Origin of the sequence: Azospirillum agricola (genome assembly GCF_020005195.1) — a bacterium.
Taxonomy (GTDB): Bacteria; Pseudomonadota; Alphaproteobacteria; order Azospirillales; family Azospirillaceae; genus Azospirillum; species Azospirillum agricola.
Map to the genome: position 1 here is coordinate 2779726 of NZ_JAIFZR010000005.1, position 21943 is coordinate 2801668.

Sequence of the window (21943 nt, forward strand, 5' to 3'; positions counted from 1 at the left end):
GAGGTTCCCTGTCAAGCGACAACACGGCCGTTTCCTCTGATCCAGGTCAATCATCTGTGATGATCGTCGGCGCAATATGGATTTTCGGCAAATCTCCATAGATTGGTTCTTATTTCGAAGGTCTGTATTGATGAGAACCTTGACGGAACATCGTTGCCGCTCTTACTGAAGACGCCACAGCAGGACCCCTCCTTCATGACCGCGCCCACCGTCACCGACACCCCCGCCGCCCCGCGCCGTCTCCGCTGGCTGTGGCTGGTCCTGCTGATCGTGGCGCTGGCCGCCGCCGGCGCCCTGTGGCGGGCCCGCGGCATGGGGAGCGCCGGCGGAACCGCCTCCACCGCCCAGCCCGCCACGCCGCCGGCCGAGCGCCCGGTCGAACTCGCCGGGCTGGAGGTCACGCGCATGGCGCCGCGCCGGCTGACCGACACCGTGCGGCTCAGCGGCTCGGTGGCGCCGATGGAGCAGTCGGCGGTCAAGGCCGAGGTCGCCGCCCGGCTGGTCGAGGTGACCGTCCGCGAGGGGCAGCCGGTGCGCAAGGGGCAGGTGCTCGCCCGCTTCGACACCGCCGACCTCACCGCCCGCCTCAACGAGAAGCTCAGCAACCTGGAGGGGGCCAGGGCGCAGCTCGTGCTGGCGGAGAAGACCCGCTCCAAGAACATCGCCCTGCACCAGAAGAACATCGTTTCGGACACCAACCTCGATCAGGCGCAGAGCAGCTTCCAGGTCCAGCAGGCCCAGGTCGGCGCGCTGACCGCCCAGGTCGAGCTGGCGCGCAAGGCGCTGCGCGACGCGGTGGTGCTCAGCCCGATCGACGGCATGGTCGCCACGCGCTCGGTCAATCCGGGGGAGAATCTCGCGGTCAACGCCGCGCTCTTCACCGTCGTCGATCTCAGCCGGGTCGAGGTCGAGGCGACCGTCCCGGCCGACGACGTCGCCCGGCTGAGGACCGGCCAGACGGTGCGGCTGCGGGTGGAGGGCTTCGGCGAGCGCGACTTCGTCGGCGCCATCGCCCGCATCAACCCGATGGCGCGGGCAGGCTCCCGGGCCATCCCGGTCTATGTCAGCCTCGACAACGCCGATGGCGCCTTGCGCGGCGGCATGTTCGCCAGCGGCGAGGCGCTGGTCGCCGAGGCGGAGAACGCGCTGGCCCTGCCCCCGGTCGCCGTCCGCCACGACGCGCAGGGCGACTACGCGCTGGTGATCGCCGGCGGGCGCACCGAGCGGCGCGCCGTCACCCGCACCGGCGTCTGGTCGCGCGGCGATCTGGTGCAGGTGGAGGGGCTGGCGCCCGGCGACCGCGTCGTCACCGGCAACCTGCCCGGCCTCGCCGCCGGCCGCCCCGTCACCGTGTTGGGGACCGAAAGCGGCGGGAGTCTCTGAGCCATGCCGATCACCCGCATCAGCGTCGATAACCCGGTCTTCGCCACCATGATGATGGTGGCGCTGATGGTGCTCGGGCTGTTCTCCTACAACCGCCTCGGCGTGGACCAGTTTCCCAATGTGGATTTCCCGGTCGTCGTCGTCTCCACCCAATATCCCGGAGCCAGCCCGGAGACGGTGGAGACCGACGTCACCCGCCCGGTCGAGGACGCCGTCAACACCATCGCCGGCATAAAGACGCTGACCTCGCGCTCCTACGAGAGCCAGTCGGTGGTGATCGCCGAGTTCGACCTGAAGACCTCCTCCGTCCAGGCGTTGCAGGACGTGCGCGAGAAGGTGTCGGCGATCCGCGCCGCCTTCCAGGAGGACGTCAAGGATCCGCAGATCACCCGCTTCAACCCGGACGACCAGCCCATCCTGTCGCTGGCGGTGAAGTCCGACATCCGCCCCCTGCGCGACCTGACGACGCTGACCGACCAGATCGTCCTGAAGCGGTTGCAGAACGTGCGCGGCGTCGGCAAGGCGACCATCGCCGGCGGGGTGAAGCGCCAGATCCAGGTGCGCCTGAGGCCGGAGAAGCTGGAGGCGCTGACCGTCGGCGTCGACGAGGTGATCCGCGCCGTCACCGGCGAGAACCAGGACATGCCGGCCGGCACCGTGTCGGGCAACGGCAGCGAGCGCGTCGTCCAGGTCGACGGCCGGGTGAAGGATCCCCGACAGATCCTCGATCTCATCGTCGCCCGGCGCGGCGGCGCGCCGGTACGCGTCGGTCAGGTCGCCGAGGTGGTGGACGGGCAGGAGGAGCAGGATTCGCTGGCGCTGTTCAACGGCGCTCCGGCGCTGGCCGTCGATATCGTCAAGGTGCAGGGCGCCAACACGGTGGAGGTCGCGCGCGGCCTCTACACAGCCATCGCCGAGTTGAAGCAGGCCGGCGGCGCCCTGCCCGCCGACGTCGTCCTGGAGATCGTGCGCGACAGCTCGCGCGGCATCACCGGCTCGCTGAACAACGTGCAGAAGACGCTGGTCGAGGGCGGCGTCCTGACCGTGCTGATCGTCATGCTATTCCTCGGGTCCTGGCGCAGCACGGTGATCACCGCGCTGACCCTGCCGGTGGCCGTGCTCGGCACCTTCGGGGTGCTGGCGGCGCTGGGCTTCACGCTGAACGTCATGACGCTGATGGCGCTGTCGCTCGCCATCGGCATCCTGATCGACGACGCCATCGTGGTGCGCGAGAACATCATGCGCCACCTCGCCAAGGGCCAGGGCCACCGGCAGGCGGCGCTCGACGGCACGTCGGAGATCGGCTTGGCGGTGCTGGCGACGACGCTGACCATCGTCGCGGTGTTCCTGCCGGTCGCCTTCATGGGCGGCATCATCGGCCGCTTCTTCCTGCAATTCGGCGTCACCGTCTCGGCCGCCGTGCTGATCTCGCTGTTCGTGTCCTTCACGCTCGACCCGATGCTGTCGAGCGTCTGGTACGACCCGGCGGCCCACGGCCGGCACGGGCGGGGATTCTTCGGCCGCTTCGCGCGGGCCTTCGGGCGCGGCTTCGACGCGCTGTCGCACGGCTACGGCCGGGCGCTGGGCTGGAGCCTGCGCCACCGCTGGGTGGTCCTGCTGGGCGCGCTCGTCGTCTTCGTCGGCAGCTTCGCGCTGGTGCCGCGCATCGGCGTGGAGTTCGCGCCGGCCGCCGACCTCGGCGAGCAGATCGTCGAGATCGAGGCGCCGGTCGGCTCCTCGCTCGACTACACGGCGGCCAAGGTCCGGCAGGTCGAGGCGGCGATCCGCGAATTCCCCGAGGTCGCCTACACCTACGCCACGGTGAACACCGGCGTGTCGGTCGGCCGCAACCGGGGCAGCGTCTACATCCGCTACGTGCCGATCGACCAGCGCAGGCGCTCGCCCAACGATCTGGCGCCGCTGCTGCGCGACCGCATGGCGGTGATCCCCGGCGTGATCGTCGGCATCGCCATCCCCGGCGTCGGCGGGGTGCAGAAGCAGATCCAGGTGTCGGTGCAGGGCCGTGACATCGCCGAACTCGACCGCATCGCCCGGCGGGTCGCCGACGCCATGGCCGGCATCCGTGGCTTCGTCGACGTCGACAGCAGCCTGAAGGCCGCCAAGCCCACCCTGTCGGTCCGGCTCGACCGCGATCTGGCGAGCGACCTCGGCATCGGCACCGCCAAGGTGGCCAGCACGCTGCGCCCGCTCTTCGCCGGCGACAAGGTGTCGAGTTGGAAGGCGCCCGACGGCGAGAGCTACGACGTGCTGGTCCGCCTGCCGGAGGGCGACCGCGTCGGCCGCGCCGACCTCGACCGGATTTATCTGGCGGGGTCGGCCGACGCCAGCGGCACGCCGCGCATGGTGCCGCTGTCGCAGGTGAGCAGCGTTTCCACCACGCTGGGCGCCTCGCAGATCAACCGCCGCGACCTCCAGCGCGAGGTGAACGTCTCGGCCAACGTCCAGGGCCGCGCGGCGGGCGACGCCGGCGGGGAGTTGCAGGCGGCCATCGCCGGAATCGAACTGCCACCCGGCTACCGCATCGTCTTCGGCGGCTCGACCAAGGACATCGCCGAGACCAGCGGCTACGCGGCGCAGGCGCTCGCGCTGGCGGTGATCCTGATCTACCTGATCCTCGCCTCGCAGTTCGGCAGCTTCCTGCAACCGCTGGCGATCATGGCGTCGCTGCCGCTGGCGCTGGTCGGCGTGTTCCTCGGGCTGCTGGTGGCCGGATCGACGCTGAACATCTTCAGCGCCATCGGCTTCATCATGCTGATGGGGCTGGTGACCAAGAACGCCATCCTGCTGGTCGATTTCGCCAACCAGGCCCGCGCCAGGGGAGCCGACCTGCGCGCCGCACTCGTCGAGGCCGGAATCATCCGCCTGCGCCCCATCGTCATGACCACCATGGCGATGATCTTCGGCATGATCCCGCTGGCGCTCGGCATCGGCGAGGGCGCGCAGCAGCGGGCGCCGATGGCGCACGCGGTGATCGGCGGATTGATCTCCTCGACCATCCTGACGCTGCTGGTGGTGCCGGTGATCCTCAGCTATCTCGACGGGCTGTCGCGCCGTCTTAAGCGTCGTTTCGCCCACAAGGACCCGGACGCCCGCGCCCGGCCGGCGGAGTGACTCACACGAAGGCGGGGGACCGCAGCGTCGACTCCACGCCGACGGAGTTGAAGTTGTTCTCCAGCCAGCGGTCGCCGGCCCGGCGTCCGGCCTCGCGCAGCCAGGACAGGAAGGCCCAGTCGGTCATCATCTTCGAATAGACGCCGAGGTCGCGCAGTTCCGCGTCGGCGTCGATCAGATGCAGGTTGGACTCGACCCCGTAGGCCGCCAGCGCCCGCAGCTCGCGCACCAGCGGCGCGTTGAAGGTGATCTGGCTGAGGCGCGCCGCGATCCCGGCGGCGTCCTCCGGCGTGTCGGGGACGGTCAGCGGGTTGATCGTCACCAGCGCGACATCCACGCCGGGGCAGGCCCGGATCAGCGGGAACACCGCCGGGTTGGCGATGTAGCCGCCGTCCCAGTAATCCTGCCCGTCGATGCGCACCGCGCGGAACAGGTGAGGCAGGCAGGCCGAGGCCAGCAGATGATCGACGCCGACCTCCGTCTCGTCGAACAGGGTCAGCCCGCCGCTGCGCACGTTGGTGGCGCTGACGAACAGCCGCAGCCCGGCCGAACGGATCAGGTCCGGCTCGATCAGTTCGCCCAGCAGGGCGCGCAGGGGATGGAAGTCGGCCGACTGGAGCTGGTAGGGCGTGATCCAACGGCGCGCCCAGTCGAGCAGATGGGTGCCCGGCGTGTGGTCGACGTTCCAGCGGCCGAACATCCAGGCGCTCAGCCCCGGCTGGATCGGGCCGAGCCGTCCGGCGGCGCTGATCCGCTCCCAGAAGCGGTCGAGTTCCGCCCGCGCGCCCTCCCGGCCGCCGCGCGCCCAGCCCTGGACCAGCACGGCGGCGTTCATCGCCCCGGCGCTCGCTCCGCTGACGCCGGCGATCTCGATATCCTCCTCCAGCAGGCGGTCGAGCACACCCCAGGTGAAGGCGCCGTGCGCCCCGCCGCCCTGGAGGGCGAGCGCCAGACGCTTCGTCGGCCCCGTCACGGGAGGGCGGGAGGGCAGGCGGGTCGGGTGCGGCAGAGCCGGAACGGTCGCCCCGGCGCCGCCCGACCGGCGCCGCAGGGCGCTCCAGAGCTTCGCAAGTTTCGCCATGATGCGGATCCCCACGATGATGCTGCATTGCAACATGAGCGCCCGCCACGGCAACGGCAAGGGTGACCCGACCTTCGGCCGAGCCCCTGGCGGGTACCGGCGCGGACGGCCACAACATGGAAAGCCCCGGCGGAATGCTCTAAGCATGGGCCTTCCCGCAACGCCGCGACTGGACGACCTGTGCCGACGATCATACCCATCGAGGACCCGGACGATCCGCGCATCGCCGCCTACCGCGACGTGCGCGAGCGCGATCTGGTCGGGCGCGACGGGCACTTCATCGCCGAGGGCGCCGTCGTCGTCCGCAGCCTCGTGGAAGCCCGGCACCATCGCGCGCTGTCGCTGCTGCTCGCCGACAAGCGGGTCGAGGCGCTGGCCACGCTGCTCGCCAAGCTGCCCCAGGGCACGCCGGTCTACACCGCGACGCAAGCCGTGCTCGACCGCATCGCCGGTTTCCCGCTGCACCGGGGCATCCTGGCGCTGGGGGAGAAGGCACCGATGCCGGCGGCCGCCGACCTGCTGGCCGCGACCGGACAGCGGGCGCGGATCGTCCTGCTGTTCGGCATCGGCAACCACGACAATCTCGGCGGCATCTTCCGCAACGCCGCCGCCTTCGGGGCCGACGGGGTGATCCTCGATTCCGGCTGCTGCGACCCGTTCTACCGCAAGGCCATCCGGGTGTCGGTCGGCGCCACCCTGCTGGTCCCGACCGCAAGGCTGACGCCGGGCGAGGATCCGCTGGCCCTGCTCGACGCCGCCGGCTTCCAGGCGGTGGCGCTCAGCCCCTCCGGCGCCAAGACGCTGGCCGCCCTGGCGCCGCCGCCGCGAGCCGCCCTGCTGTTCGGCTCCGAGGGGCCGGGCTTGCCCGCCGCCCTGCTCGCCCGCGCCCGCACGGTGCGCATCCCGATGGCGGGAAGCTTCGATTCGCTGAACGTCGCGACGACCAGCGGCATCGTCCTGCACCATTTCGCCGCCAGTCCCCCTCCCGATGGGACACTTGCCCGATGACCGATCCCATCACCGATCCCGCCCTGGACGAAGCCCCCGCCGCCGACCCGCATCTGGTCCATGACCTGGCGTCCTCCCACCCGGAGGTGACGACGCTGGCCGCCGCCGGTCTGGCGCGGATGACCGACGCGGAAGGGCGCGGCCTCGTCCCGCTCGGCCTGCCGCTGCCCAAGGGCAAGCGCGACCTGCTGGTGCCCGCCGACCGGCGCCCGGCGATCCTGCTGGAGATCCAGGGCCGCATCGACCGCGCGCGGCGACGCGACGCCCTGCTGGCCCAGGGGCGCCGCGCGCTGGCCGACAGCCGCACCGCCCTGCTGTCGGCCGAGGACCGCACCCGCGTGCGCGCCGTCCGCACCGACGAGTTGCGCTGGCCCGGCCTGCCCCTGCCCGTCCGCCTCCAGGCCAGCCGCAGCCTCGACGCGCTGGAGTTGGCCGACCTCGACGACGGTACCCTCGCCAGCCGGCTGGAGAACGACCCGGCCCTGGCCGGTGCGCTGGACGACTCCCTGTCGCGCGTCGCCGCCGCGCTGCGCGCCTACGCCGAGGAGATCGGCGAGCCGCCCGACGCCTGGACCTTCGCCGCCTTCGGCGACCGGCTGAGCCGCGCCGCGCGCAACCGCTTCGACGCCGACGATCTGCTCGACCGCTGGCAGCGCGAGCACGATCTGTGGCGCCGCGAGCGGGCGGAATCGCGCGGCCGCGCCTACGTCGACCGCCATTTCGACTTCGCCCATTTCGAACGGCTGTTCCCGGTGGCGCGCGGCCTGAACCGCCGGCTGGTGCTGGTCATCGGCCCGACCAACTCCGGCAAGACGCACCGCGCCATCGCCGCGCTGAAATCCGCCCGCGACGGCGTCTACCTCGCCCCGCTGCGCCTGCTGGCGCTGGAGGTGATGGAGCGCCTGAACGCCGAGGGCACCCCGACCACGCTGGTCACCGGCGAGGAGGAGATCCGCACCCCCGGCGCCCGCCACACCGCCTCGACCATCGAGGTGATGGATCCCGACCGCCCGGTCGAGGTCGCGGTGATCGACGAGATCCAGATGCTGGCCGATCCCGACCGCGGCTGGGCCTGGACCGCCGCGCTGATGGGGGTGCCGGCAGACACCGTCTACATCCTCGGCGCGCCGGAGGTGCGTCCGCTGGTCGAGCGCGCCGCCGCCTATCTCGGCGAACCGCTGGAGGTGGTGGAGCTCGACCGCAAGACCCCGCTGACCGCGCTGGAGCAGCGGCTGGACTGGCCGGACATCGAGCCGGGCGACGCGCTGATCGCCTTCTCCCGGCGCGAGGTCCATTCCGTGCGCGACACGCTGCTGGCGCGCGGCCTGACGGTGGCGACGGTCTACGGCGCGCTCGCCCCCGCCGTCCGCCGGCGCGAGGCGGCGCGCTTCCTGTCGGGCGAGGCCGACGTGGTGGTGGCGACCGACGCCATCGGCATGGGGTTGAACCTGCCCTGCCGCCGGGTGCTGTTCACCGCGCTGGAGAAGTTCGACGGCACCGCCGTCCGCCCGCTGACCGCCACCGAGGTCAAGCAGATCGCCGGCCGCGCCGGCCGCTTCGGCCAGTTCGAGGAGGGCTTCTACGGCGTCGTCGCGCGCGGCACGCCGGGACAGCTCCGCCAGTTGCTGGAGCGCCCGGACAACCGGCTGCGCCCCGACGCCCCGCTCGCCGTCCGCCCGACCCGCGCCATGCTCGCCCGGCTGGCCGCCCACATCGGCACCGGGGAGACCAAGCTGCTGGTCGATTGCTTCGCCGACGCGACGGTGACGGGCTCACCCTTCCGGCTGTCCGACCTGTCGGGGCTGCGCCGGGCGGCGCTGCTGCTCGACGCCCGGCGGCTGGCGCTGGCCGACCGGCTCGACCTGCTGCTCGCCCCGGCCGACCTGGAGGATTCCGCCGACGCCGCCACCTTCGCCGCCATCCTCGACGCCATCGAATCGGGAGAGGCCCTGCCGCTCGGCCGGCTGATCCCGCCCCGGCTCGACGGGCTGGAGGCCGACGCGCTGGAGGGGCTGTCGCGCGCCTGCGACCTGTATTTCTGGGCGTCGCGCAAGTTTCCCCGCAACCTGCCCGACCGCGACCGCGTGCGCTCCACCCGCGACGCCATCGGCCAGCGCCTGTCGGAAAGGCTGGCGTCGCGCGCGCGGCGGCGCGAACCGCCACCCGCCGCCGGTTTCCGGGGCGCGCCGCGCAAGCGCTTCGGACCAAGGCGCCGCTGAGCGGTGTCGCTGACCGGCCCCGCTGGCCTTGCGCCAAGGTCGACGCTGTACGGAAGGGGATGATGACCGCCTCGCCGTGAACCAAACGCGCCCTAGCTTGTTCTGAACGCACTCCCCGGCGCCCGTTCGCGAAGCCCCGCGCGCGGGCACGGATAGGAGGAAACTATCGCTGCCCTTGGAAGTCACGATTGGACCTCCATGTCTTGCTCTGGCAGATTGAGAATTGATCGCAATTACGAGTCCGAATTACGATCCAAGACCGTTCGTTCAGGAGCTTCCGGCGTGATCACCCCCTCCCCCTCCGCGCAGTCTGCCGCTCCCCTGCCGACCCGCCGCTTCTGGACGATGATGGGGCCGGGCTTCGTCGTCGCCGTCGGCTACATGGATCCGGGCAACTGGGCCACCGACATCGCCGCCGGCGCCAGCTTCGGCTTCGCGCTGCTGTCGGCGGTGCTGATCGCCAGCCTCGCCGGCATCTTCCTGCAAACCCTGATCGTCCGGCTGACGCTGGCGACCGGCAAGGATCTGGCCCGCCTGATCCGCGACCGCTTCCCGCGCCCGGTGGCGATGGTGGTCTGGGTGGTGTCGGAGCTGGCGATGATCGCCACCGATCTGGCCGAGCTGCTGGGCAGCGCCATCGCGCTGAAGCTGCTGTTCGGCATCCCGATCCTGGCCGGCGTGGTGATCGCCGCCGTCGCCACCTTCGCCATCCTGGCGCTGCCGGGCGCGCGCGGCCGGGCGCCGGAGATCGTCGTCGGCGTGCTGATGAGCGTGGTCGTCGTCTGCTTCGGCTGGGAGCTGGTGATGGCCAGGCCCGATCCCGGCGCCCTGCTGGCCGGCCTGGTCCCGACCATCGACCTGGCCCGCGATCCGGAGATGCTGTACCTGTCGCTGGGCATCATCGGCGCCACCGTGATGCCGCACAACCTGTACCTGCACTCCGGCCTGGTGCGCTCGCGGCTGGCCGCCGAGGCGACCGAGGCCGACCGCAAGCGCGCCGCCCGCTGGCTGACGATCGACCTGTCGGGCGCCCTGGCGCTGGCCGGTCTGGTCAACGGCTCGATCCTGGCGGTCGCCGCCATCGCCTTCCAGGGCATCGCCCCGGACGCCGCGGCGCCCGGCATCGAGGACGCCCACGCCCTGCTGGGCAGCACCATCGGCGGGGCCGCCGCCCTGGTCTTCGCCATCGCCCTGCTGGCCGCTGGGCAAAGCTCCACCACCACCGGAACGATGGCCGGGCAGATCGTCACCGAAGGCTTCCTGAACCTGCGGCTGCGCCCGCTGACCCGCGCGCTGGTGACCCGCGGCGCTTCGCTGATCCCGGCGCTTGGCATCCTGTGGAGTTCGGGCGACGGGTCGGCGGACGAACTGCTGGTGCTGAGCCAGGTGATCCTGGCGCTGACCCTGCCCTTCATCCTGGTGCCGATGCTGCTGCTGCTGCGCAACCGCAGCCTGATGGGCGGGCTGGCGATGGCGCCGCTGACCCTGCGGATCGCCAGCGTCATGGTGGTCGTGCTGACGGCGCTCTCGGGCTGGCTGGCCGGAACCTCCGCGATGGCCTGACTGACGGGGGCATGAGACAGGAGGCATGACAGGGTTTGGCCCGGCGCGCTCGACCTGACGCGGGGAATGGTCCATCCTGCGGCCCCCTCCCCGCCACCGCCGACCGGACACCGCGCCATGGATGCCGCCCTCGAACAACGCCTGACCGACCTGGAAAGCCGCCTTGCCCATCACGAGCGCATGGCGGAGGAGATGTCGGAGGTCATGTTCCGCCAGGGCCAGATCATCGACCGGCTGACGCTGCACATCCGCCAGATGCGTGACCGGCTGGCCGAGGTCGAATCCGGCGGGGGCCGCTCGCCCCAGGACGACCGCCCCCCGCCGCACTACTGAGCACCCAGCCGCGTCACCCCGACCACACCGGACGAGCCCAGCATGCGACGCCCCGCCGCCCTCCTCGCCCTGCCCATCATCCTCCTGCCGGCCTTCGGCGCCTCGGCCGCCGAGCCCCGCCCGATGGCCGTGTCCTGCACCGTGCTGATGCCGGCCGGCCCCGTGCCTGGCCTGGCCGGCTCCCTGCGGATGGTGGAGAAGCTGACCGTCCCGCCCGGCCATGACGCCCACCGCCATGCCCACGACATCGTGGAGTACATGGAGGTGCTGAGCGGCACCGGACACCTGACCATCGACAAGCGCCCGGACGTGCCGTTGGCACCGGGTGTGGTCGTGGAGATTCCGCCGAACACCCGGCACCAGCAGCGCAACGCCAGCGACACCGAACCGCTGGTCTACACCGCGACCTTCATCGGCAGGGGCGGCGCGCACGCCCTGACCACCTACAAGGGCGAGAAGGACAGCAGCGCCGGCTGCCCCCACCGCCTGCCGAGGTGACCGGTCAGCCGCCGTAGACGACCTCGGTCATCATCCCGGTCGCCATGTGCAGAAGGTTGTGGCAGTGCAGCGGCCAGCGGCCGTGGTTGTCGGCGTCGAAGGCGACGGTCACGGCCGCGCCGTCCGGCACCAGCACCGTATCGCGCACCGCCCCGGCCAGCGGCTTGCCGTTCAGCCCGACCACCTGGAAATGATGGCCGTGCAGGTGCATCGGGTGGGCCATGCCCGACGCATTCTCCAGCGTCAGTTCCACCCGCTGCCCCCTGGCGACCTCCAGCGGGACATGCTCGCCGAAGACCCGGTCGTCCAGCGTCCAGACATAGGGCGTCATCGAGCCGGTCAGCCGCACACGACGGACGAGATCCGCCGGCCGCGCGGCCAAGGGCGCCAGGGCGGTCAGAGCGGCTTCCAGCGACAGGTCGAGCGGCCCGCTCGGCCGGCCGGCGCGGTCGTCGAGCTTCGCCACGGGCGCACCGGGTGTGGCGAGCAGGATGCCGGTGCGTTCCACCGCCCCCTCGCGCAGCGCCAGTATGGGGAAGACGCCGCCGCCGGACGGAAGGGTCAGGCGGATGTCGAGCCGCTGGCCCATCGACATCCCGAAGCGCCGCCCCTCCACCGGACGGACCGGCGTGCCGTCCACGGCGACGACCTGTCCGGTCAGGGCGCCGAGGTCGATGTGGAAGGCGGTCGAGGTCGCGCCGTTGATGATGCGCAGCCGCACCCGACCGCCGCGCTCCACCCGCACCACCTCCGGATCGGCGAGGGTGCGGTCGTTGGCGAGGTAGGCGTCGTAATCGACGTCGTTGAGGTCCATCGCCATCGCGCCGTCCCCATGACCGCCGCCATGACCGCCGCCATGCCCAGCGGAACCGGACATGGTATGCCCGGCCATGCCCCCCTGCGCCGGCATGGCGTGCGAGGCGTGGCCCGCCGCCGTCGGGCCGGCCCCATGCCCGCCGCCATGGGCGGAAGGAGCGGCACCGCCCGTCAGGCCGGCCAACAGGTCCGCCGGGTCGCGGAAGGTGAAGTCGTGGAGCAGGACCGTCACCTCCTGCTCGTCGGCGCGCAGGTCGTCCGCGGTCCGCACGATCAGGGGAGCCGCCATCAGGCGCTGCTCCTGCAAGCCATGGTGGGAGTGCATCCAGTGCGTGCCGGAGCGCGCGGCGAAGTCGTAGCTCTGCGTCGCTCCGTCCGGGATGGTCGGCCGGTTGGCGTCGGCGACGCCGTCCTGCGCGTAGGGCGGGGTCTGGCCGTGCCAGTGGATGATGGTGTCCTCGCCCGACCTGTTGGTCAGATCGACCCGGAAGGGCTGGCCGGGGTCGAGCATCAGCCCGGCGGCGCCGTTGGGCTGGCGGATGCCGAAGACGGTGGCGGGCTTGCCCTTCACCTCCAGCGTGCGGCGCTCGACCGTCAGGCGAAACGGAGCGCCCTGGGCCAGGACCTGGCGGGGAAAGACGGGAAGCAGGGCGGCACAGCCGCCGGCCGCCGCCGCGGCGAGCAGCCGGCGGCGGGAAAGCGCGTGAGTCATGAGGGACTCCGGAAATCTCGATGGGATGTGGCGGAGCGCGGGGCTCCGGTCTCGATTCCCCGGACGGTGCGGGGAACGGTCCGTCATCCCAGACGGGGCGGCGGCAAGTCCGGCGGTACGCCCTCGCCCTCCAGCAGCGCCACGCCGGACGGGGGGCTGGACCGGCCGGACGGCATCGCCATCGCCATGGCCTCGGCGGCGATTCCGACATGCATGAACACGCAGGCGGGTCCGGCGCAGCAGGGAGGACGCGATGAATCCGGCCGATGGTGGCAGGGCGCGTCGGCACCGGGCATGGACAGCACGGGCCGGACGCTTGCCGTCGTGGCCTGGGCCGTTCCGGAATGATGGCCCGCCGTTGCCGCGCCGGTCGCCTCGCGATGATCGGCGTGCGGCGCGGGCGCGGCCGAGGCGGCGGCGGGCCACAGCAGGACAGCCAGCAGCATGGCCCCCACCAGCGCCGGCATCTCCCGCCACAGCCTTCTCCAAGCCTTGATCCGCATCCGGCGTCGTCCTGATCTTCCGGCCTTTCAGATAGGTCGAACGGCGGAACCGGTCAACCGGCCAGCCCCTTCGCCAGCTCCATTAACCTTATGGGCATAGCTGCCCTCGCGAGCATGGAACTGCAACAAAGCCCCCCTATATTGGCCGTCACCCGAAACAAATCCCTGTTCCCCCGTCATGACCGTCACCGCCCGCCAGGGCCAGCCCAACGCCCGCCAACTGCATTGCGCCTGCTGCGGCCGCCCCTTCTCCCGCCCATCCATGCGGGGTCCGGCGCCGCTCTATTGCTCGGCCGATTGCCAGAAGCAGATGCGGGTGCGCTCGCGGGTGTGGAGCCGGACGAGTCAGCCCCAGCCCCGCGACCCATTCCGCCAAGCCTCCTAAAATCCGTCACTGGATGGTGATGGTCGCGCTGTCGCTGCGGCCATCGGCGTCGAGCACCGTGATCCGCACCGGCCCCGGCCCGTCCGGACGCCACACCACGTCGCGGGCGATCGGCGACAGGGCGATGCGCCGCCCGTCGATCAGCCAGGACAGCGGACGCCGCCCGCCGGACGCCGACAGGGTCAGCGGTTCCCCCCGCCCGTCGGGGCCGAGCGCCTCCACCTCCATGTCGCCGCTGGGAAACAGCAGGCGCGGCCGGTCGGGCTGCCGCCCGTCCATCAGGGCCGGGTTGCCGGCGTGCAGCCGGCGCAGCAGCTCCGCCGGCGGCGCCGAGGCGATCGGTCCGGCCGGACGTCCACGGTCGCGGGGCAGCAGGTCGAAGACCTGGAAGAGCAGCGGGGCCGCCGTGTTGCGGCCGTAGCGGTCGGGGCTCGGCGTGCCGTCCGGCCGCCCGGCCCAGACGCCGACCGTGTAGCGCTCCGTCACCCCGAAGGCCCAGGCGTCGCGGAAGCCGTAGCTGGTCCCCGTCTTCAGCGCTATGGGACCGCTGCCCCGCAGTTCCTGCGCCTGCACCGTGCCGGGCGGCGGCGGGCTGCCCTCCAGGATGGCGCGCACCTGCTGGGCGGCGGAGGCCGACAGCAGCCGCGTCTCCACCCCGTCGCCCTCGTCCGGGGTCGCCCGCAGCGGCGCCACCATCCCTTCGCGCGCCAGCCCCGCGTAGAGCGTCGCCATGTCCCACAGATTGATCGAGGCGCCGCCGAGCGCCACCGGCAGCCCTGGAACGGTGGTGCCGGCCGGCATCACCAGCCGCGCGCCGACCCGCCGCAGCGCGTCGGCGAAGCGCAGCGGCCCGACCCGGTCGAGCACCAGAACGGCCGGGATGTTCAGCGAGCGCTGCAACGCCTCCTGGATGGTCAGGTCGCCGTTGAAGCCACGGTCGAAGTTGCGCGGCGCGTAATCGCCGAAGCGGGTGGAGACGTCGGCCACCTGGGTCAGCGGGTGGATGATGCCGTCGTCGAAGCCCAGCCCGTAGATGAAGGGCTTCAGCGCCGACCCCGGCGAGCGCACCGCCCGCACCATGTCGATCGGCCCCAGCCGCCGCTCGTCGAGCGCGTCGGAACTGCCGAGATACGCCAGGACCGAGCGGGTCCGGTTGTCCACCACCAGCACCGCCAGCCCGGCGCGCTCGTGCAGGGTGGCGGCCTCGCGGCGGGCCAGCGACTCGACGGCGCGCTGGAGGTCGCCGTCCAGCGTGGTCGCCACCAACGGCTCGCCCGGCCGCTGCGCCCGCAGCGCCCCGGCAAGATGCGGAGCGGAGGCCGGGAGCGGCAGACGGAGCGACGGCACCGGCTCCGTCTTCGCCTCGTCGGCCGCCTTCACCGACAGCACGCCGGCCAGCACGGCGCGGTCGAGCACCTTGTCGCGCGCCGCCCGCGCCCGCTCCGGGTAGCGGTCGGCGCGCAGCCGCGACGGCGCCTGGGGCAAGGCCACCAGCAGCGCCGCCTCGGCGGCGTCCAATTCGGTCGGCGGCTTGCCGAACAGCATCAGGGAGGCGGCGCGGATGCCCTCGACGTTGCCGCCATAGGGGGCGAGCGTCAGGTACATGCCGAGGATCGCGCGCTTGTCGTAGCGCCATTCGAGCTGCGCCGCGCGCGCCGCCTCGATCAGCTTGGCCGACAGGGTGCGGGGACGCGGCTCCAGCAGGCGGGCGACCTGCATGGTCAGGGTCGAGGCACCCGACACCACGCGCCCGGCCCCGAGATTCTGCCCGACCGCCCGCAGCACCGCCAGCGGGTCGACGCCGGGATGGCTCTCGAACCGGCGGTCCTCGTAGGCCATCAGCAGATCGACGAACAGCGGCGCCACGTCGCCGGCCACCGCCGGCAGGCGCCACGCCCCGTCGCGGTTGGTGAAGACGCGCAGCGGCTTGCCGCCACGGTCCGCCACCGTCACCGACAGCTCGTCCAGCCGGGCGAGCGGCGGCGGGAACAGCGCGTCGAGGGTGAGCGCCGTCCCGGCCAGCGCCCCCAGCGCGGCGGCGCCCACCGCAACGATGGGCAGGGCGCCGGTCAGGAGTTTGCGCAGACGCGCCCGCAACCCGTCACTCCGCCGGATGGACGGTGATGCGGCCGACGGTCTGCCGGGCGAAGAAGCGCGGCTTGTACATGTCCTCCACCACAGCACCCGGCATCTCGTAGACGCCCGGCGTGATGGCGCGGACGATGAAGGCCAGCTTGAAGGTCTTCTCCCCCTCCGACAGATCCACCGCCGCGACGAAGCGGTCGTCGCGCGCCTCGCTCGTACGGGTCGCGCTGAGGTCGCCGAGCCAGGACAGGTCGGAGACCGAACCCGCCCCGAGATTGGCGTTCTCGATCTCCCAACCCGCCGGCAGCGGGTGGGTGATGGCGACCTGATGATAGAGGTTGGTGTTGGCCTCGCCCTCCAGCACGACGACGAACACGTCGTTCTGGCGGATGGCGTCGAGGTTCAGCGGCTCGCCCTTGCGGGTGAAGAAGTTGCGCTTGACGCGCAGCCCCTCGCGGGCCGCCGGCAGCGGCGTCACCGGCACGCCGGACACCGACACCGCCTGCCACACCGCCGCCTTGCCGGCGTTGGACACCGGCAGCCCGGCGCTGAGCTGGGCCAGGGTCGGCGTCAGGTCCACGCGCGGTCCGTCGCGCCTCACCCCGCCCGGCAGGGTCAGCTCGACCCGCGCCGGGGCGCCGCGCAGCAGCGTGTCGGCGGCCAGCACCGACCACGCCTTCTCCTGCGTGTTGGTGCGGTTGGCCGCGGTGGCCGAGGCCGGCAGGCGGTCGAGCAGCGTCGGCAGCCGGTTGCCGGCCATGTTGACCTCCGAGGCCAGCACGATCAGCGCGGCCGCGTCGCGGACGGTCGAGCCGTAGTCGGCGTGCCACTCCTCTCGGGCCAGCCGGGCGGCGGCGGAGTCGAAGGCGCTGGTCGCGCGCTCCGTGTCGCCCATGCGGGCGAGCGCCGCGCCGAGCTGCCCCTTGGCGAGCGGAGTCGGCAGCTTGTCGAGCGCGGTGTCGTGCAGGTAGCGCGCCGGCCCCGGCAGCGCGATGCCGGCCAGCGCCAGCGTGTGCAGGGCGTAGGCGCGCACCGCCAGCTCCTCCGGCTCGCTGGCGCTGGCGATGGCGCGCTGGCGCAGCCACGCCAGCGCGTCGGCCAACGGCTTGTCGGGAATCGCCTGCCCCTTCTGCCTGGCGCGGACCAGGAACTCGGTGGCGTAGGCGGTCAGCCAGCCGTCGGCCTGGTCCTGGGCGCTCCACAGCCCGAAGGCGCCGTCGAAGCGCTGCTTGTCGAGCGTGCGCGAGATCGCCTGCTGGATGCGGCTCTCCAGCCCGTCATCCGGCTTGCGGTCGGTGCCGAGCGCCAGTTCCACATCCTTCACCGACATCAGCGGCAGCGCGCGGCTGACGGTCTGCTCCAGACAGCCGAACGGGTAGCGGTCGAGCGCCCGCAGGATGCCGCCGACGTCGAAGGGCGGCGCGGTGGTGAAGCTGGCCGACCACGCCGTGGTTCCCGGCACGTAGGCGGCCAGTTCCGCCCCGTCGAAGCGCAGGGATTCGCCGGGCGCCACCTGACGGGTGACGAACTGGGTCTCCACCCCGCGCGCCGGGCGCACGGTGATGCCGTACTCGTGGGCGACCGTAAGGTTTTCGGGCCCCTTCACCGACAGGGCGACGTGGCCGATGCCGGCCGACAGACCCTTCAGCGGGACGATCAGCGTCTTGCGCTCTCCCTTCTCCAGGGCGACCGACAGGCTGCCGCCCTGCACCGACACGGCGTCGCGGCCCTCGACCGTCACCGCGTAGGTTCCGGCGGCGGCCTCGACGTTGTGGAGCGAGAGCGTCACCCGGCTGTCGTCGCCAGGGGCGAGGAAGCGCGGCAGGATGGCGTCGGCGACCAGCGGGTCGCGCACCGTCACCGGCTTGTCGGCCGAACCGACGCGGCCACGGCTGTAGGCGACCGCCATCAGGCGAAGCTCGCCGTTGAAGTCGGGCACGTCGAAGCGGATACGGGCGATGCCGTCGGACCCGACCTTCACCGGCCCCTTGAACAGCGATACCACGGTGAAGGGCACCACGGGCAGGCCGGCGCCGCTGGAATCGCCACCCTGGCGCAGGGCGCCGAACGGCCCGTCGAGCGCGTCGATCAGGTGCCCGTAATCGTCGCGGATGTCGAGGCCGAGCGTCCGCTTGCCGAAGAAATGCCGGCCCGGCTGCGGGCTGGCGAAGTCGGTCAGGCGCAGGATGCCCTCGTCCACCGCCGCCAGCGTGACATAGGCGTCCTCGGTCAGGCTGCCGCCGCCGGCCGGCGTCACCTTCAGCGCGACCTCCAGCGGGCCGTTCGGACGAATCGTCGCCGGGGCGTCGAGCGCCACGTCGAGCGTGCGCACCGACGGGTCGATGCCGACCCAGGCGACGCCGAGTGCCCGCACCGGCTGGCGCTCCCGCCCCTTGACCGGCGGGCGGTAGGCGGTGGCGGTGACGTAGGCGCCCGGACCCCAGGCGGCGTCCACCGGAATCTCGACGGTGGCGCCCTCGGCGGGGACCGACAGGGTGCGGACGTCGAACAGCCGGTCGGTCGCCACGGTCAGCAGCACCTCGCCGGCGAAGGGCGGCGCGATGCGGACACGCGCGGTGTCGCCGGGGCGGTAGGCCTGCTTGTCGGTCGAGACCTCCAGCTTGTCGGGCACGTCGCCGCTGTCGTCGCCGCCCTGCCAACCGACGTAGAAGCGGTAGGAGGAGGCGACGCCCGCCGCCTTGTCAGTCACCTCGACGCGGTAGCGGCCGAAGTCGCGCTTCCCGAGCGCCAGCGCCACCGGCTTGTCGGCCAGCGCCGCGACGGTGCCGGACGCCAGGGAGACGTTGCGGACGCTGGAGTTGTAGCTGTAGCGGCCGCCCTGCCGGTACCATTGGTAGACGACGCGCTCCTCGACCAACTCCCAGCTCAGGCCGGGCTTGGCGATCTGGGTGCCGTCGGGGGCCACCGCCACGAGGTCGAAGCCCGCCTCCTGCCCCTCGCCGATGCGGCCGTCCTTGAAATGCGGGCGCAAGCCCAGCGCGTGGGCCTTGGGACGCACCGGCACCGTCACCGACTTGCGCACCGGGCGTCCGCCCGGCTCGGACAGGGTGGCGGTGATCTGGGCGCGCAGCGGGCGGCTGGTGTCGGGGACGTCCTTCAGCTCCACCGCGACATGCGACCGGCCCTGTTCGTCGGTGGTCGGGAACTCAAGCTCGGTGAATTTCGAATCGAAACTGTCCTGCACCCGGCCGAAGCGGAAATCCTTGAAGTTCGGATAGGGAACGGGATCGGGCTGGAGCAGCACCTCCGCCGTGCCGTCGAGGCCGGCGGCGGGCGGGCCGTAGAGGAAGCGCCCCTGCGCTACCACCTCGAAGGGCTGGCCCGGCACCAGGATCGGCCCGCCGGCGGTCAGGTCGAGCGCCAGCTTGATCGGCACGAAATCCTCGACCTGGAAGGAGCCGCGCCCGACCGGCTCGCCCTTCGGGTCGCCGTAGACCAACACCTGCCAGCCGCCGATCGGCGCCGTGCGCGACAGGCTCAACGGCAGGGCGACGCCGCCGGCCGCCTGGACCTGGACCGGGGCGGAGTAATACTCGGTGCCGCTCGGGCGCAGCACCTTGACGGTCAGCGGGAAATTCTCCACCGCCTCGGTCTTGTCGTCGCGCAGCAGGACCGAGAGGTTGACGGTCTCGCCCTGCCGGTAGACCCCACGGTCGGTGTAGACGAAGGCGTCCATCGGCCCCGGCGCGGCGCGGCCGCCGACGCCACGGTCGCTGAGGTCGAAGGCCGACCCCGTCAGATCCTGCATGGCGAAGTCGGTGCCGAGATAGGCCATCACCATGTCGGGGCTGTTGCCGCCGGTCTTCATCAGGCCGGGCGCGAAGCGGGCGCGGCCCAGCTCGTCGGTCTTGACCCGCGCCAGCTCGGTGTTGTTGCGGGCGACCAGCGCCACCTCGACCCCGGCCATCGGCTTGGCGGTGCCGTAGGACCGCGCGAAGACGGTCAGCCCGTCGGCGCCGCGCAGGCTGGTCAGCCCGATGTCGGAGACCAGCACCCACTGCGTCGCCAGATCGTCCCAGGGATCGGCCGGCTCGACGTCGGCCGGCTGGGCGGTGACGGCGTAGAGGCCCGGCTTGGGGTCGTCGCCGACCGCCTTGCGGAAGGGCAGCGCCACCGTGGTGTCGCGGTTGCGCTCGCCCTTCACGTCCATCTCGCCCTTCCACACCAGCTCGCCGTTGCGGTCGGCCAGCACCTCGGCGGAATTGGCGGTCAGCGGGTTGAACAGCCGCCCCTCGGACATGCCGGGAACCAGCGCGCGGTCGGTGATGCGGTAGACCGCGACCGCCAGCTTGTCGGCGTTCACGGCGATCAGCGGAATCCCGTCCGGCCCGCTGCGCGGCAGGATGAAGGCCGAGCCGCGGAAGGCCGCCATGGCGGGGCGGTCGGGCACCCGCACCGACTGGGTCTCGTCGGCCTTGAGGTCGATGCCGTCCTCGCCGGGCAGGCCCTGGCGCAGGGTGACGGTGTAGCCGTTGCCATGGGTGACGCCGCGCAGGCACAGCGTGTTCTCGCGCGCCTCGACCGACAGCTTGGTTTGCGGCTCGACCCGCAGGTAATCCTCGAAACGCACGCCCTTGCGGGTGCTGAGCTGGTCGGAGAACTGGAAGCAGGCGCGCGGCGTGGCGTCCGGATTGACGGTGACGGCGGTCAGGCGCAGGCCGGCCTTGCGGCGCATGGCGACCCAGCGCCCTTCCAGACCCGGCGCGCGGGCGTCGAGGATACCCGGCTCGATCCGACCCGCCATCTCGCGGATGGAGGCGAGCGCCTTGGCCGCCTCGTCCGGCTTGCCGAAGGATTCGTCCATCAGCGTGGCGATGCGCCAGAGGATGGCGACGCGGTCCTCGTCCTTGGCGTCGGTCCGGCCGGCCAGCACGGCGGCGTGCAGCGCGCGCTCCTTGTTGGGGGCGGGCAGCGCCGACCAGGCGGCGCTCAGTTCCAGCCAGACCGACGGCGTGTTGGCGCCCTGGATGATGGCCTGCTCGAATTTCGGAACGGCCGAGGTGGCGTCCTTGCGCTCCATCGCGGCGCGCGCCTGCTTCAGCGCGTCGGCCTGGAGCTTGGGATTCGGCTGCGGCCCCGCCTTGGCGAACAGGCTGTTGCCATAGGCGGCCGCGTCGGCCAGCGCCCCCGGCGGCGTGTAGTCGGCCCCCGCCGGGCCGGACGCCATCAACGCCACCACCAGGATCCAGACCAGAGCCAGCAGCCTTGCCATCATGTCGCCTTCAACGAAGTTCGCGGGATGAGTTCGCGTGCGCCCCCTTTATACGCTTGATAACAGTGCCTTGACGACCCACCCAGCCGGCCTATCCATCCGGGATCGCCAGCCGGACGAACTCCCGCTCGGCGGCGCTGCGGTGGCGGTCCCGGTGGCGCACGAGGTGGAAGGCGCGCTCCGGCAGATCCAGCCCGGCGACAGCGACGAGTCGGCCGTCGCGCAGGTCGTCCCGCACCACCAGATCGGACAGCACGCTCACCCCCAGCCCGGCGAGCAGCGCGTGGCGGATCACCGAGCCGCCGGGCAGCGTCATCGCGACGGTGAGGGTCGCCGGGTCCAGTCCGGCGGCGCGGACCGCCGATTCGAACAGGACGCGCGTGCCCGAACCGGGTTCGCGCAGGATCCAGCGCGCGGCGGCGAGGTCGCCGGGCGTGGCCGTCCCACGCTCCGCCCAGGGATGCGCGCGGGCGACCGCCAGCACCAGCCGGTCGCCCGGCACCCGCTCGCTCATCAGGGCCGGGTCGCTCACCGCGCCCTCGGCGATGCCCAGTTCGGCGCGGCCGTCGCGCACCGCCTCGGCAACGCCCTCGGTGTTGCCGATCGACAGGTCGACGCGGATGCCGGGAAAGGCGGCGGCGAAGCGGGCAAGGCGCGGCGGCAGCCAGTGGTTGCCGACCGTCTGGCTGGCGACCAGCCGCAGCGTGCCGCGCGCCAGCCCCGACAGGTCGGCGAGCATCGCGCCGGTTTCCTCGACCTTGCGCAGGATCGACCGCGCCTCCGCCCGCAGCAGGGTGCCGGCGGCGGTCAGCTCCACCCGGCGGCCGATGCGGTCGAACAGGCGCAGGCCGTGCTCCGCCTCCAGCGCGGCGACGGCGGCGCTGACCGCAGGCTGCGACAGCCGCAGGGTCTCGGCGGCGCGGGTGAAATGGAGGGCGTCGGCGACCGCCACGAAGATGCGCAACTGTTCCAGGGTCATGAAGGAAGGAACT

General features: G+C 72.3%; 13 protein-coding genes. 7 read left to right on the forward strand and 6 right to left on the reverse strand.

Translation table 11 applies throughout. The features are described 5' to 3' along the window. Positions 1-195 precede the first annotated feature (195 nt). Together JN22_RS28200 and JN22_RS28205 are read left to right on the forward strand one after the other, a co-directional pair. Positions 196-1383 carry an efflux RND transporter periplasmic adaptor subunit gene (locus JN22_RS28200; RefSeq protein WP_085557033.1) on the forward strand — a complete coding sequence of 396 codons (1188 nt, stop codon included), beginning with the start codon at positions 196-198 and terminating at the stop codon, positions 1381-1383. Positions 1384-1386: 3 nt separating this feature from the next. Next, a complete protein-coding gene (locus JN22_RS28205) occupies positions 1387-4515 on the forward strand; it encodes an efflux RND transporter permease subunit (protein ID WP_085557034.1) in 3129 nt (1042 codons plus the stop codon). A 1-nt stretch (position 4516) separates the two neighbouring features. On the opposite strand, the gene JN22_RS28210 is transcribed toward JN22_RS28205, so the two are convergent. Beyond that, positions 4517-5596, reverse strand: coding sequence for a patatin-like phospholipase family protein (locus tag JN22_RS28210; RefSeq protein WP_085557381.1), 1080 nt, complete (start codon positions 5594-5596; stop codon positions 4517-4519). 180 nt (positions 5597-5776) lie between these two features. Between JN22_RS28210 and JN22_RS35280 the strand changes: the two genes are divergently transcribed. The 5 genes from JN22_RS35280 to JN22_RS28235 all read left to right on the forward strand — a co-directional run bounded on the left by JN22_RS35280 (position 5777) and on the right by JN22_RS28235 (position 11217). Further along, on the forward strand, positions 5777-6604 hold the full coding sequence (locus JN22_RS35280) for a TrmH family RNA methyltransferase (protein ID WP_085557035.1): 828 nt from the start codon (positions 5777-5779) through the stop codon (positions 6602-6604). Next, positions 6601-8823: a helicase-related protein gene (locus JN22_RS28220; RefSeq protein ID WP_085557036.1), complete on the forward strand. Its 2223-nt coding sequence runs from the start codon at positions 6601-6603 to the stop codon at positions 8821-8823. Before JN22_RS35280 ends, JN22_RS28220 begins: the two co-directional genes overlap by 4 nt. Positions 8824-9105: 282 nt before the next feature. Beyond that, positions 9106-10386, forward strand: a complete 1281-nt coding sequence (locus JN22_RS28225) for an Nramp family divalent metal transporter (protein ID WP_223677921.1) — start codon at positions 9106-9108, stop codon at positions 10384-10386. A 117-nt stretch (positions 10387-10503) separates the two neighbouring features. Further along, the gene (locus tag JN22_RS28230) at positions 10504-10719 is read left to right on the forward strand and encodes a SlyX family protein (RefSeq protein WP_085557038.1); all 216 of its coding nucleotides are present in this window, start codon (positions 10504-10506) and stop codon (positions 10717-10719) included. Between the two features lie 42 nt (positions 10720-10761). After that, positions 10762-11217, forward strand: a complete 456-nt coding sequence (locus tag JN22_RS28235; protein WP_085557039.1) for a cupin domain-containing protein — start codon at positions 10762-10764, stop codon at positions 11215-11217. A gap of 4 nt (positions 11218-11221) precedes the next feature. On the opposite strand, the gene JN22_RS28240 is transcribed toward JN22_RS28235, so the two are convergent. From JN22_RS28240 to JN22_RS28260, 5 genes are all read right to left on the reverse strand, one after another. Next, entirely contained in the window at positions 11222-12745 is a 1524-nt protein-coding gene (locus tag JN22_RS28240) for a multicopper oxidase family protein (RefSeq protein WP_085557040.1), read from the reverse strand. Positions 12746-12828: 83 nt separating this feature from the next. Continuing rightward, positions 12829-13248, reverse strand: a complete 420-nt coding sequence (locus tag JN22_RS28245; protein WP_143268515.1) for a hypothetical protein — start codon at positions 13246-13248, stop codon at positions 12829-12831. 391 nt (positions 13249-13639) lie between these two features. Then, on the reverse strand, positions 13640-15730 hold the full coding sequence (pbpC, locus tag JN22_RS28250) for a penicillin-binding protein 1C (protein ID WP_223677922.1): 2091 nt from the start codon (positions 15728-15730) through the stop codon (positions 13640-13642). A 4-nt stretch (positions 15731-15734) separates the two neighbouring features. Continuing rightward, positions 15735-20954 (reverse strand): alpha-2-macroglobulin family protein, encoded by a 5220-nt coding sequence (locus tag JN22_RS28255; RefSeq protein ID WP_085557043.1) that lies wholly within the window; start codon positions 20952-20954, stop codon positions 15735-15737. An 88-nt stretch (positions 20955-21042) separates the two neighbouring features. Further along, positions 21043-21930, reverse strand: a complete 888-nt coding sequence (locus tag JN22_RS28260) for a LysR family transcriptional regulator (RefSeq protein WP_085557044.1) — start codon at positions 21928-21930, stop codon at positions 21043-21045. Positions 21931-21943 lie beyond the last annotated feature (13 nt).